11 protein-coding genes and 1 pseudogene are annotated in these 12,790 nt (G+C 64.7%); 2 read left to right on the top strand and 10 right to left on the bottom strand.

All coding sequences use genetic code 11. The features are described 5' to 3' along the window. A pseudogene (locus AC1RMY_RS23020) lies at nucleotides 1-160 on the top strand (DUF411 domain-containing protein); the annotation flags it as partial. Nucleotides 161-217: 57 nt separating this feature from the next. On the opposite strand, the gene AC1RMY_RS23015 reads toward AC1RMY_RS23020, so the two are convergent. The 9 genes from AC1RMY_RS23015 to AC1RMY_RS22975 form a co-directional block, all read right to left on the bottom strand. Next, nucleotides 218-676, bottom strand: coding sequence for a hypothetical protein (locus AC1RMY_RS23015; RefSeq protein ID WP_492868514.1), 459 nt, complete (start codon nucleotides 674-676; stop codon nucleotides 218-220). 321 nt (nucleotides 677-997) lie between these two features. Continuing rightward, nucleotides 998-2,281: an MgtC/SapB family protein gene (locus tag AC1RMY_RS23010; protein WP_492868512.1), complete on the bottom strand. Its 1,284-nt coding sequence runs from the start codon at nucleotides 2,279-2,281 to the stop codon at nucleotides 998-1,000. 55 nt (nucleotides 2,282-2,336) lie between these two features. Next, nucleotides 2,337-2,576: a hypothetical protein gene (locus AC1RMY_RS23005; protein WP_492868510.1), complete on the bottom strand. Its 240-nt coding sequence runs from the start codon at nucleotides 2,574-2,576 to the stop codon at nucleotides 2,337-2,339. Nucleotides 2,577-2,633: 57 nt separating this feature from the next. After that, on the bottom strand, nucleotides 2,634-4,154 hold the full coding sequence (locus tag AC1RMY_RS23000; protein WP_492868508.1) for a thymidine phosphorylase family protein: 1,521 nt from the start codon (nucleotides 4,152-4,154) through the stop codon (nucleotides 2,634-2,636). Nucleotides 4,155-4,156: 2 nt separating this feature from the next. Further along, a complete protein-coding gene (locus AC1RMY_RS22995; protein WP_492868506.1) occupies nucleotides 4,157-5,515 on the bottom strand; it encodes an MBL fold metallo-hydrolase RNA specificity domain-containing protein in 1,359 nt (452 codons plus the stop codon). Between the two features lie 9 nt (nucleotides 5,516-5,524). Continuing rightward, the gene (locus AC1RMY_RS22990; protein WP_492868505.1) at nucleotides 5,525-7,909 is read right to left on the bottom strand and encodes a phosphoketolase family protein; all 2,385 of its coding nucleotides are present in this window, start codon (nucleotides 7,907-7,909) and stop codon (nucleotides 5,525-5,527) included. 82 nt (nucleotides 7,910-7,991) lie between these two features. After that, complete coding sequence (locus tag AC1RMY_RS22985; RefSeq protein WP_492868503.1) at nucleotides 7,992-8,243, bottom strand: hypothetical protein; 252 nt, start codon at nucleotides 8,241-8,243, stop codon at nucleotides 7,992-7,994. Between the two features lie 71 nt (nucleotides 8,244-8,314). After that, entirely contained in the window at nucleotides 8,315-9,310 is a 996-nt protein-coding gene (locus AC1RMY_RS22980; RefSeq protein ID WP_492868501.1) for a ribose-phosphate pyrophosphokinase, read from the bottom strand. A gap of 31 nt (nucleotides 9,311-9,341) precedes the next feature. Continuing rightward, a complete protein-coding gene (locus tag AC1RMY_RS22975) occupies nucleotides 9,342-11,294 on the bottom strand; it encodes a heavy metal translocating P-type ATPase (RefSeq protein WP_492868499.1) in 1,953 nt (650 codons plus the stop codon). Nucleotides 11,295-11,817: 523 nt separating this feature from the next. Between AC1RMY_RS22975 and AC1RMY_RS22970 the strand changes: the two genes are divergently transcribed. Next, nucleotides 11,818-12,324: a DUF305 domain-containing protein gene (locus AC1RMY_RS22970; RefSeq protein ID WP_492868497.1), complete on the top strand. Its 507-nt coding sequence runs from the start codon at nucleotides 11,818-11,820 to the stop codon at nucleotides 12,322-12,324. Here AC1RMY_RS22970 and AC1RMY_RS22965 read toward each other — a convergent pair. Then, complete coding sequence (locus tag AC1RMY_RS22965) at nucleotides 12,309-12,740, bottom strand: class I SAM-dependent methyltransferase (RefSeq protein ID WP_492868495.1); 432 nt, start codon at nucleotides 12,738-12,740, stop codon at nucleotides 12,309-12,311. The genes AC1RMY_RS22970 and AC1RMY_RS22965 overlap by 16 nt on opposite strands. Nucleotides 12,741-12,790 lie beyond the last annotated feature (50 nt).

Raw genomic sequence — 12,790 nt, 5'->3', positions numbered from 1 at the left:
AACTGGAATCGCGGTCGCGGGCATGCCGGTTGGCTCACCTGGGATGGAGGTTCCGGGCCAGGCGCCGCAAACCTATGAGGTCGTCATCTTTTCTGCCGGCAGGCAGAACGTCTTTGCGCGGTATCGGGGGCTGCAGCACATCATGAGCCATGCGGGCTGACAACGCAGCTCAAGCATTGAAATCAGGCTAGCGACGAAGCGACTACGGCCAATACCGCTACGGAGCGGCGCTGTCGCTCTGCCGCTCGCTTTCTAGCTGTGCGGGTGACCGCGGGATCGCGGTCACCCGGTTGCGAGCGTCACTGTACTCGCGACCCAGCGTTCTGTTTCGCCAATTGGCGGCTATCCGCTCAAGCGCGTCGGCCATTCTTCCGAGGGGACCACTGAAATCAGGAATGTCGATCATGGCCAGTAACAGCCCGGCGATCCAGAATGCGTGGACGTGGGTAAACATTGCGAGCAAACCCAGCACGCATACGATCTCGTACTGCATCTTCTTGGTTTTGTGCGCGATCTGATCTGGAAGCGCGTGCAACCTCAGATACAGGTGACCTATCGCGAGCACGAAAGCGATCAGGAAGATCGCCGCGCCGATCAGCAAATAATCCGGGCTTCCCGGGGACGGCATAAAGGCAGGGAGCGGTTGCGACGCCAGTGGATGAACGGAAGGAGTCAACTGAGGCCTCCGGACATTTTTGGACCACGCGGGCCATAAGCGAATGCAGGCAACCTTGGACGTAGTTGGTTTGTAGACCTATCGGCCAAAGAGGATGCTACCTCGGGATCGAAACTCAGGAAAATCCAAATTCGGCGTCAACTGCGAAAAGCGAAGCTCACGAGCCTTCGCCTGGATGGGAGAGCCGTCGTCAACCTCTGGAGGCACACGAGACACGCGTTTGTTCCATGTACAGCGCGCGGTCCCCGTCGAGATCGCAAAAGTCCGACGAAGTCCGCTGTCAAACGTCACTACAATCGAAGCGTCGCGAATTAACCCGGATCAAGGATTCGGAGTGCCCAACACACCCACCAAGTTGAAGTGCGGCAGGGTGACGAATGCCGTGTAGCCCAACGCTGCCGCTACGACTGTGGCTCCAACGTAAGGCATCCAGAAGCGGATAGGTCCGGTTGCGATCGCGACCGAGATGCGCCCGACCGCATTGCTCGCGAGCGCCAGCAGGACGGCGTGGCCAACGGCCTCGGGCGATGCCGAAGGCCCGAGGAGCCGGAGTGCACTCAGGACGGCGACGTCAACGTCGAAGAGTCCCGAAATTGCCGAGGTCGCGATCATTCCGCGACTGCTTCCAATCGATAGCACCGCGCTAATCGTCGAAACGATGGCGAAGAGCACGGCAAAGGCGAGAAGCGGGCCCAACTCAAAGGGATTTCGGGGCGGTTCCGTACCGTCTCCGTCCACTCGGCCCCGTGTCAGAACGAGGGCGCCGGAGGCCGCGAAGCCGACGATCGCAGCAAGCATCGCGGTGCCGCAAACGCCGAGCAGCGATGGCGCAACGATGGTGACAATCCCCGCGACGCGAAGCACGGAAACGCCCGCCGCGAGCGCGGCCGCTCCGGCGAGCGGCCAGGGGCTTCCTCCCGCTGCCGCCGTTCGCGCCAGTGCCACGGTGACGGCGGTCGAGGAGACGATCGCTCCCGCCAGGCCGCCCACCAGGACGCCCCGCGCGGTGCCGAGGGCCCGGACGGCGATGTAGCCGAAAAAGGAAATCGCGGCTGTCAGCACTGTGAAGAGCCATACCTGTTGCGGGTTGAATCCTCCCCACGGATCAATCGTGCGCGCAGGTAGGAGGGGCAGGACGATCGCGGTCATTACGGCGAGCACGAGTGCCGACCGCAGCTCGATCCAGGAGATCCTCCTGAGGAGTCCGTGCAGGAGATCGCGACTGGCAAGAACGGCCGCGAGCGCGGCTCCGCCCGCCGCCGCGACGCGCTGATCGCCCGTTACCGCCAGGGCGCCGAGTCCGAACACGCCGAGAGCGGCGATAACGCCCGTCACGCTGAAGCTCTTGTCGTGCATGGATTCGCGCGCGTGGTACCACGCGAAGACGGCGGTGAAGGCCAAAAACGTGGCGATCAGGACCGCGGGCGTGTTCAGGCTGAGGCTGAGGGCCGCGGCGACGCCGCCCAGCAGTCCTGAGATCCCGTAGGTGCGTATACCCGCCGTCCGTCCACCATCAGGCGTGTCGCGCTCTCGCCAGCCGCGCTCCAGCCCGACGAGCAGGCCGATGGCCAGTGCGAGGCCGAGCTGCGGGATCAATGAGTCCATGTCGCGTCCGCTCTGGAGCCGATCTCCGACGCCCGCTTCTTGGCTGCAGCACGCCTCATGAGCCCTTGAACATTCTGAGCAAGACGTCGTCGCGGCGATAGAGGTGGTGCCAGAGTGTGGCAGTGACGTGGATAAAAACCTGCAGCAGCGCCATTGGTAGGATCCGCCATCGGCTCCAAGCGTGAACCTGATGCAGCAGCAAGTCGATGTTGGCAGGCTTGAGGAAGCCATGCCCCATATGGATGCGCTGGATCGCCCAAGCCGTTGGCACCTGGATGGGGCAAAGAATCGGCATGGTCCAATGCATCGCTCGTTGTTAGACGTTGAACGCCTGAGAACCGTGGCTCGCCAGTCACGGCTCGACCTTGACGATGTCCCCGGCACGCGCGGCGTAATCCAGGGCGTAGGATAGTTCCGCCGCCGTCTCGGCATGCACATGCAAGAGCGGCTGTCCTCTGTCGATCGTCGCCCCCAGTCGGACCTCCATATGTACGCCCGCGGCCTTGGCCTCCGGCGCTCCCGCCAGCTTGGCAAGCTTGGCGACCTTGCGGTTGTCGATATGAACCACGCGACCGGCGCTCGGGGCGACCAGCGTGTGGACGTTCGATGCCTTTGGCGGTGTGCGCAGCCCACCCTGCGCCCGGCAGATCGCCTCGAACTTCGTCCACGCCTTGCCGCTGCTCAACGTTTCGAGGGCGACCACGACGCCGCGCCCTTGTTCGGCCTTGCCGCCGATCTCCAGGGCGGCGCCCGCGAGCATGGCAGCGCGGTGGCGCAGATCGTCGGGGGCATCGGGCGCGTTCTGGAGCACGGCGAGGACATCGAACGCCTCGAGGGCGGGGCCGATGCCGCGTCCTACGGGTTGTGAGCCGTCGGTCTGGAGGCATGTCGCGCTGAGCCCGAAGCGAGCCGCGACCGCGCGCATGCGATCCGCGAGATGATCGGCAGCCTCGCCGCTGCGTACCTTGGCGGTCGGCCCGACGGGGATGTCGATGACGACATGTGTCGAGCCCGCGGCGATCTTCTTCGAGAGGACTGATGCAATGAGCTGGCCCTCGGTGTCGACGTCGAGCTCGCGTTCGACGCGCACAAAAATGTCGTCAGCTGGGCTCAGGTGTACGGCACCGCCCCACGCCACGCAGCCTCCCTCGGCCTCGACCACTCGCCGGAGGGTCGTCATGTCGAGATCTACGGGGGCGAGCGTTTCCATGGTGTCGGCCGTTCCCGCCGGAGAGGTGATGGCACGGGAGGAGGTCTTAGGCATTATCAGGCCGTTCGCGGCAACAATTGCAACGACGATAGGGGTCGTGCGGTTGCCGGGAAGGCCACCGATGCAGTGCTTGTCGACCACGATTGGCGCGTCCCATCGCAAGTGGTCGCCAACCTTGACCATCGCATCCGTTAGATCGGCCGTCTCTTCCTCGTTCAGGGGCAGGGCGGCGCTGGCAGTCAGGAAGGCTGCGAGATGGACGTCGGTATAGCGGCCGGCGACCACGTCCCCGACGATATTGGAGAACGCCTGCGCGTCGAGCCGGTTGCCGTAGATGCGCCGGCGCACGCTTGCCAGCGACGAGATGGCGGGCGGATGGCTGACGCTGATCGCCTCACCCTCCGTGACGCCGAGAAGGTCCCAGGCCGTCTCCGAAAGTCCTGCCTCATCAAGGGCGAGGAGCGAGTCACCTTCGATCTGGAACAACGTCGCCTGGACATGCCGCTCACCATAGGAAAGCAAGACCTGGGATCGGGCGGCCAATCCTTCGGAGCGGCAGACGTGGCAGTCGGTTCGCATGACAACGACCGCCTGGTGCTGCGAGTGCAGGTGCAGCCGCCTGGCGCGCAATGTCGGCTGGGTGAGGGGGGGATCGCTGGGCATCGTCATAGTTCGAAGGACTGGTTCATGCGGGGGACGGTGGCGTTCCACCCGAGCTCGCGGCCGATCCGCACGCGCAGGGCCTCCGAAGCGTCATCCTCGCCGTGAACGATGAAGGCGCGGCTGGGCGCGCGCCGAAAGCCGGACAACCAGCGTATCAATTCGTTCGCGTCAGCGTGGGCCGAAAGCATCGACAACTCGGCGACTTCCGCCTGGACGGGGATCCACTCGCCGTGGATCTTGGTCTCGCGTGCGCCTTGCAGCATGGCGCGGCCTCGGGTGCCCGCAGACTGGAAGCCGGAGAACAGGATCGTATTCTTCGAGTCGGGGGCAAATGCCTTGAGATGGTGGAGGACGCGTCCGCCGGTCGCCATCCCGCTCGCCGAGATCACCACCTTGGGATAGGGGCTGGCCGTGATAGCCTTGGAACCCTCTACGTCCCGGGTATAGGTCGCGACCCCACAGACTGCGGCGCACATCTCGGCAGGGAGCCGATGGTCCGCGCGATGGGTGTGCAGCAGATTGGTCGCATCGATCGCCATGGGACTGTCCAGGTAGACCGGGATGTTGGCAAGCTGCCCGTCCGTCTTGAGCTTCCACAAGTGGTAGAGCAGCGATTGGGCTCGCCCGACCGCGAAGGCCGGGATCACCAGCGTGCCGCCCCGCTCGACCGTTCTCTTGACGATGGCGCCGAGCGCCTCGGTGGGATCAGCCGGGTCATGGACGCGGTTGCCGTAGGTCGATTCGACGAGGACATAGTCCGCTTCCGGCACGATCTCCGGATCGGGAAGCACCGGATCGTCATAGCGGCCGATGTCGCCGGAGAAGGCGATGCGGCACCCGCCCCATTCGATATCGGCGGTGGCGGCACCCAGAATGTGTCCGGCGTGTCGGAACCGCAGCGTGGCGCCGCCGGGAAGCCGGACGACGTCGCCGAACGGAACCGATGTGAAGAATTCGAGAGCGCGCTCGGCATCATGGCTTCCGTACAGCGGCAGGGCCGGCTTGTGCTTCGAGAAGCCCTTCCTGTCGGCATATTCGGCGTCCTTCTCGTTGAGGTGGGCGCTGTCCATCAGGATCAGTTCAGCGATGTCGCTTGTGGCCGCCGTCGCGAAGATCTTGCCGCGAAAGCCTTCTCGGACCAGCTTCGGCAGGTAGCCGGAATGATCGAGGTGAGCGTGCGTCAGCACTACCGCATCGATGCTCGATGGGTCGATAGGCAGCGGTTCCCAGTTCAATTCACGCAGGTTCTTGAGGCCCTGGAACAGGCCGCAATCAATCAGGATGCGGGTGTCGCCGCTGGCGAGGAGATGCTTTGAGCCGGTTACGGTACCGGCGCCGCCGATTGAAGTTAGCGTGAGCATGACGGCCCTTCAGGTTGTTGAGAACAGCAGGTCAGCCGGGTCGCCGTGTCCATCGACAGCATTGCGCTCGGCAGGGGTAAGAAACTCACTTCGGGACCAGCCGGCGAGCGGCGCCGCCGCATCGACCAGGTGCGCCCAGGAACAACGATTGGCGAAGAGCATGCCGGGCACGTCGAGCGTACCGCCGCGGCTGATGTAGCCGCGCGCAGCGGTCCGTCTTGGCCCATCGTCGAGCCGCCTCAACAGGCCCAGCATGGGTTCGGGTCTGGTATGAGTGACGATGACGCGTGGCAGACCAGGCGGGAACAGGGCCGCCACGGCGTTATCGGCTGCCGTGAAGGCTGCCTCGACAGGATCGCGCGGCTGGCGAAGGCGACCCGGCTCGCAGATTCCGGTAACCAGGACACGACGGCCGTGTCGCTTGAGCCGATCGGCGGCCTTGAGCGCCTCCTCGAGCTGATAGGCGCCGATTGCGACGATCTGCAATTCGGCCGCGCCGGGCTCGCCATCGAAATGGGCTGCACCGTCTTCAACGAACCGAACGGCTGCCTCGGCTCCAAGCCTGGGGGGCATGTCGCGCTTGGATACGATCAGGCAGGCAACCTGACCGCGACCATCATAGACCGAGCGCAAGGCCGCCATGGCGGTGTTGGCGTCGACCGGAAACAGGACGCGTGCGGTGTCGGACATCTCGCCGAGCAACGCCTCGCCGATCGTGGGATCCTGGTGCGACTGCTCGTTCTTGGAATTCTCCCAGGTATGGGAGGTGACAATGAGCGGGACCGAGATCCAGCCGGGTTGCCCTCCAGTCTCGCGCTGACGGCGGGCAAAGACGATTTCCTGTCGCAAGCCGCCGAGCATCTTCATGGCGAAGGCCTCGTAACTGACGATGAGGTTGATCCCACCCTTGTTGGCGAGGGCGGCGCCAGCCACCGCTTCCTCGTTCAGGGCGGTGATAACCGCCCCGTCGACGGCCTCGGAAACCCCAGGTTCGGGAACGTTCACACGATGGCGCAGGCGGTCGAGCGTGGCGCCCATGTGATTGGATCGCAACTCGTCGGGGTTGCCGACGCGGGGTCTCAGTTCCGGATTGTCGTCGACAAGGCGCACGAACCACCGATCGAGCGCGTGCATAGCGCAATCCGGCGGGCTGCCGGCCACGGTCCAGTCGGGCTCGGGAAGCCGTAGCGATGGCGGCCAACGCAGTGCGAGCGGGTGCCGGCTTTCGAGCGGGCGGTTCTGTTGCGCATGAACCGCCAACGTGGCGATGGCGGCGTCGAGTTCGTCCGGCGGCACGAAGAGCGATCGTGCTGCGTCATTGAACGTTTGCCGGGCGGACTCATCGCGCGAGGGATTACCCGCGAGCGGAAGATTGTGTGACGCGTTGGTTCCTGATCCCGGAAAGCCAAAGCCTTTGACCGTCTCAGCGATCACGTAGGGGATCGGCGCGGGATAGCGACGGTCCGGCCTAGCGGTAAATCGCTCCACCCTCTCCTCTGCCGTGAGAATAGCCCACGCAAAGGCTGCCGGATCTCGCCCGTCGATCGTGAAGGGGTCGAAGCCGTTGTGGCGCAGATGGGAAGCGAGCCATTCGGAGCCACCCTGTTGCACGATCTGCGCGCGCTCCTCGATCCTGCGGCCATTGAGGATCATGACCGGGACCGCGATGCCCGAATCCTCGGCGCGCCACCAGCGCGGTGTCCAATCGGAGCCGCGTTGTTCCTCGAAGGCGCCGTCGCTCAGGAACGCGACCAGGCGCTCGCCCGGGAGCGGCATGTGAACGTACTGAACCTCGGCAAAGCCGAGGTACCCTCCCTCCGAGATCGCACCGGCCGTATTGGGGCCGGCATGGCTTCCAAGCGGAACCGCCGAATGTCCGCTCGGGTCGATCGCATAGGAGTAGAAGTCGGCGGCAAGCCGCGAGAGCCCGCCCTCGCTGCGATCGTAGCGGCCCTTCTTGGCCGCGGAGACGTCGCCGGTTAGGACATTGATGGCCTCAATGGCGGCCACGCAATGCCCCTGTCCCATGAGCCAGGAGCGCGTGGTCGCGCTGATCGCATTAGCGACGAGATAGCCGACGAAGGCGGGGACCATGTTGAGCGAGCCGCCGGTATGTCCCTCAGGCGTGGGTTTGAAGGCCTCCGGCGGCAGCGGCGCGCCGGAGAGGTCCATCCTTCTGGCATAGGTCATGTGGACCACGGCCCACATGGCGGCCGACGCGAGGCGGTCCGCCGCCGCGAGCAAGCGGTAATATGCGTCCACTTCGGTCATTCGGCCCGCAGCGATCAGCCGCGCTGCCAGGGCTTGGACGCGCTCCCTGGTTTCGGGCGAGTGCTCGATGACGCCGTAGCCCTTGGCCCAACGCAGAGATTCGGGCGATGGATCTTGGTTCACTCGTTCGACCTTTCTGCACGGATTGCTCTCGGGAGAGGGGGGCGAATGCTGCTGCGCAAGCGGGCACCTGGAACGGAGCCGCCTAGAAGAGCGCTCTCAGGATGATCGTGGCAGCCACGCCCGCCAGGACGAGCCAGCACAGCCAGTACAATGCCCTTATCCACGGCGCCTCCGGCCGTCCCAGGTCCCGCTCGATCGCGTGCTTGTCGTACATTCCCCAGGCATGCATCAGGGCTCCCGTCAGCAGTAAAGGAACCGCAAGGTCGGCAACGTAGCGGGCGACCAACAATCCGAGGCCGCCACCGAACAGACCGGCGCCGAATGTGGCGGCCAACTCGGATCGCTTGAGCCTCGCGCTCGTCCCCCCATTCGGTCCGCCCGGGACCTCGATGTGCGTGGGAGGTTTCATCGGCCAGAGGTCCAGGATGGCGGGTCGCTGGCCGGAAAGGAGTCGTATCCGGCTCGCTCGGCCTTATCTCGCGGTTCGGGTGGTCTGCGCCGCCGTACAAGCTGCTCCGCTGCATCTTCCGCTGCTGACAGCTCACCCGCGATCAGCGAGGCAAGACCGATGGCATTGCTCTCGTGTTCGACGGCGTCCGTGGAGACGATCCTGTCGGACAGGGTGAGCAGGCGGGGGTAGGAATCCTCCGCGAAGAGGGCATGGACGACCGCAATGATGGGCTTTGGAAACCCTTGGAGCGGGAGCTTACTCGCCGCCTCGATGAGGGTGTGTCCGGACGAGGCGATGTCGTCGACAAGCACGGGCTGGAGCCCGCGCCATCCGGACAGATCGGGCACATCGACGTCTACGCTGCGATCCCCATGTCTTATCTTGCGAAGCACTGTCCAGGGCGCGCGGGCACGCGCGGCAATCGCCGAGACCCATTGCTCGCTCTCCTCGTCCGGGCCGATGATGAGGGGAGAGCGGACCGCCGCCGCGATCCAGTCGGCGAGAAGCGGGGCTGCATGCAGCGTGTTCGCGGCGATGGAATAGAGGGAGGAAAGCGCCGGATAGCGGTGCAGGTGCGGGTCGACGGTGACCAGTCTGTCGAAGCACGACGAGACGAGCCGCGCGAAGCTGCGCGAGGTCACGGCCTCTCCGGCCCGGAAACGGCGATCTTGCCGCATATAGGAGAGGTAAGGTGCGACCAGCGTCACTGTCCGCGCCCCGAGCGAGCGCGCCGAATCAGCGGTGAAGACTAGTCGCAGGAAGCCCTCGTCGGGATTGGCTAGCGTGCAGACGAGGTCGACCGACTTGTCCGCGACGTCCGACACGAGGCGCACATAACTCTCGCCATCGGGAAAGCGGCGCGTTTCGAGCGCGCCTAGTTCCCATCCTCCGGCACTTGCCAGCCTTTGCGCGAAGGCTTCGTTGCCGGGCAGTGGAAGGATCAGCCGCATAGCGGGACGCTTTCCTGTCGGTCTATCGAAGTCATGTCTGGCGCCTGTAGAAGCGGAGGAACTGCGCATTGATGGCGACGATCACGGTGCTCGCGGACATGAAGACGGCGGCCACGGCGGGGGTCATCAAGAAACCTGTTCCGAAGGAGATGCCGGCGGCCATCGGGATGGCGATGGTGTTGTAGCCGGTCGCCCAGATCAGGTTCTGAACCATCTTGCGATAAGTCGCGCGCGACAGGCCCAGGATCGCTCCGACATCGCGCGGATCGCTCCTGACGAGGACTACGTCGGCCGATTCCACGGCAACATCGGTCCCGGCACCAATGGCGACGCCCAGATCGGCCTGCACGAGGGCTGGCGCGTCGTTGACGCCGTCGCCGATCATGGCGACGGACAATCCGCGAGCCTGGAGCTCCTTGATCTTCTGCGATTTCTGGTCCGGCAATACTTCTGCGAAGAATTCGGTGATTCCCAGCTCCTTCGAGACCGTTTCTGCGACGCCCTTTGCGTCTCCCGTCAGCATCACTGACCTGATGCCGAGGCGGGTGAGCTCGGCGATCGCCTCTTTCGATTCAGGCCTAACGATGTCGGCGAGCGCAAACAGAGCCCGGGGTGCCCCTTTCCGGACAAGCACGACCACGGTCTTGCCCTCGGCCTCCAGCCGCTTGAGATCCGGGTGCTCGATGGGCTTGCCCTGCCGGGCGAGATGGCCGGGACTGACGATGCGCACGTCCTGATCTCCGACCTTGGCAACTATGCCCTCGCCTGTGATGTTGCTGACCCCAGTCGCCTTCGGCAGCACGATGTTCCGAGCCTTCGCCTCGGCGACGATGCCGTGGGCGATCGGGTGTTCGGACTGGCTTTCGGCCGCGGCCGCGAAGGCCAACTCCTCATCGATCTTGCTTTCGCCGAGCAGCACGATGTCGCTGACCCCGAAGCGGCCCTCAGTCAGCGTGCCCGTCTTGTCGAAGACAGCGGCATCGAGATTGCGCGCGCGCTCGAAGGCGGCGCGGTCGCGGATCAGCAGCCCATTGCTGGCGCTGAGCGAGGTGCTGACGGCGACCACGAGCGGGACGGCGAGGCCGAGTGCATGCGGGCAGGCCACGACCATAACCGTGACCATCCGCTCCAGAGCGAATTCGAGGGGAGCGGACAGGACCACCCACCAGACGAAGAGCGTTCCGAAGCCGACGATGAGGGCGATGTAAGTCAGCCAGGCGGCAGCGCGGTTAGCGACGTCCTGAGTGCGCGAGCGCGTCGCCTGGGCCTTCTTCACCAGGTCGATGACCTGAGCGAGGTAGGTCGAGTCGCCCGTCGCGGTCACCTCGATCGTCACGGCGTTGGCGCCGTTGATGGCGCCGCCGATCGCCGTCGCGCCGACCGTCTTAGTGACGGGCCTGGATTCGCCCGTGAGCATGGCCTCGTTGAAGCCCGACGAGCCCTCTAGGATCCTGCCGTCGACGGGAACCTTGGCACCTGGCCGAACGATCACGCGGTCGCCGGGCTTGAGCGCGGAGATCGGGACCTCGCGCGTGCTGCCGTCCGCTTCGATCTTGATTGCGCTGTCCGGCAGGAGCCTCACCAGTTCCTCGAGGGCGCGCGAGGCGCCCATGACGGAGCGCATCTCCACCCAATGCCCGAGCAGCATGATCACGATGAGCGTCACGAGCTCCCAGTAGAAGGCCTCTCCGGGAAAGCCGAAGGTGACGGCGGCAGAGAAAAAATAGGCCGCCGAAATCGCGAGTGCGATCAGGGTCATCATTCCGGGCTGCCCCTTGCGCAGCTCTGAGACGAAGCCCGTCAGGAACGGCCAGCCGCCGTAGAGGTAGGCCGCCGTTGACAGCGCAAAGAGGACATACTCATCACCTGGGAAGGCGAGAGTTTCGGCAACGCCGAGCCAGTGCTGGATCATCGGCGATAGCAGCAGGACCGGCGGCGTCAGGATCAGCGTGACCCAGAAGCGTCGCCGAAAATCGGCGACCATGGCACCATGATCGTGCCCACCATGACCGGCGTGTTCCGCATGGCTCGAGCCAGCTGCCATGACGACCTTCGGGGCGCTGTGACGGTCATGGACCGGCTGCCGGCTCGCATGGTGTCCCTCATGGCCGTGATGGCCATGATCAGAATGGGGCGAACTCATTTTCCGTTCCTTGTCACGGTCGTAACGATCGCGTGGAATCGCCAACCTGTGGCGCCAGGCACCGCGGGAAGCTCATCGGTCGCCGCGAAGGTCGTCATTTCGAGGCCGGGATTCCTTGATCCAAATTAAGTTCCGCGCTTCGCCAAGGACAACGGCACGCTGATCGCCACCTCAACAATCCGGATTCAATAATTGCAGCAGTGCGGATGCTGCTCCTTGATCCAAGTTAAGTGCCGACCGTCGGTCTTCGAATAGCCTTTAAAAGGAATGGCCGTCGCCTGGTTCGGCTCTTCCGCAAGACTGCGGGCCAGCTTCGCGCAGACGGGGCTCGCCAAGGGACCGGGCGGAACAGGGAAACGACCCCATGAAACTTCTCGCACGATTGGCTGTGGCCTTGATCTTGAGTGCGGCGCCCGGTCTCGCCGAAGCCCAAAGCGATCCGCACCACCCCGGCACCGCGGCGGGAGGGCAGCCCCCCGCGCAGAGCACGGCGCCGGCACCAAGCGCTGCGCCACCGCCGGGGTCGACCGCGCCCATGCAAGGCTGCGGCTCAATGATGCAGATGATGCAAGGTGCCATGGGAGAGCGCATGTCGAGCTGCATGAGCGGGCTGCCCGAGGCATCGCGTGCCTATATGGGCGCGATGATGACCATGCACGCTCCGATGATGGAGGCGATGCAGATAAGCAATCCCGACGTAGCGTTCGTGAAGGCGATGGTGTCTCACCACAAGGCGACGATCGAGATGGCGCGCGCGGCGCAGCGGTTGGGATCGGACGAGCGGGTGCGCTCCTGGGCGCAGACGATCATCGATGCTCAGCAGGCGGAGATCGATGCAATTCAGGATTGGCTGCGTCAGAAGGGCCAATAGGCCAGCTCAAGTGAATAGCTTGAGCCCGCGGTTAGGCGGAGCCGGGTGCGTTCTCGATCCCGGTTCCTGACGGCAACTTCCAGCGACAATCGATAGCTGCTCACCGCCCATTCCGCAGCACCGGTATCGGTGATCGTTGGGAAGGCAGTTGCGTTTGCCCCGGCCAAGTTCATCCTGCCGTGGCCGCGTCCCTTCGGCGCCGATATCGGGGCGCGGGAGCGGGACCGCATCTTGGCGCTTCGCACCTGTAGCTGGAACACCATCATTCCCTGATGACGGAAGGCCATCTCCGAGACAGTAAGGCAGGACTCCCAGAGACCTGGGAAGCGCTCGTCGTACAGCTCCATTGCCTCGGCGTGCAGCGCCAGGAACCGCTCTCGCTGGTGCGTGAGGGTCTCCGCGTAGTGCAGGCGCATCCGCTATGGTCTGAACGGCGGTCTCTTCGATCTGTTTGCTCGACGACGAT

The sequence above is a fragment of the Allobosea sp. GW822-FHT03F07 genome, from assembly GCF_058801345.1.
This window is presented reverse-complemented; position numbering and strand designations above follow the sequence as displayed.

What these genes read in the sequence shown, in the direction of transcription:
- AC1RMY_RS22980 (WP_492868501.1), bottom strand. Translation starts at nt 9,310, where the DNA reads ATGCGGCTGATCCTTCCACTGCCCGGCAACGAAGCCTTCGCGCAAAGG.
- AC1RMY_RS23000 (WP_492868508.1), bottom strand. Translation starts at nt 4,154, where the DNA reads ATGCCCAGCGATCCCCCCCTCACCCAGCCGACATTGCGCGCCAGGCGG.
- AC1RMY_RS23010 (WP_492868512.1), bottom strand. Translation starts at nt 2,281, where the DNA reads ATGGACTCATTGATCCCGCAGCTCGGCCTCGCACTGGCCATCGGCCTG.
- AC1RMY_RS23005 (WP_492868510.1), bottom strand. Translation starts at nt 2,576, where the DNA reads ATGCCGATTCTTTGCCCCATCCAGGTGCCAACGGCTTGGGCGATCCAG.
- AC1RMY_RS22975 (WP_492868499.1), bottom strand. Translation starts at nt 11,294, where the DNA reads ATGGTCGCCGATTTTCGGCGACGCTTCTGGGTCACGCTGATCCTGACG.
- AC1RMY_RS22970 (WP_492868497.1), top strand. Translation starts at nt 11,818, where the DNA reads ATGAAACTTCTCGCACGATTGGCTGTGGCCTTGATCTTGAGTGCGGCG.
- AC1RMY_RS22965 (WP_492868495.1), bottom strand. Translation starts at nt 12,740, where the DNA reads ATGCGCCTGCACTACGCGGAGACCCTCACGCACCAGCGAGAGCGGTTC.
- AC1RMY_RS22995 (WP_492868506.1), bottom strand. Translation starts at nt 5,515, where the DNA reads ATGCTCACGCTAACTTCAATCGGCGGCGCCGGTACCGTAACCGGCTCA.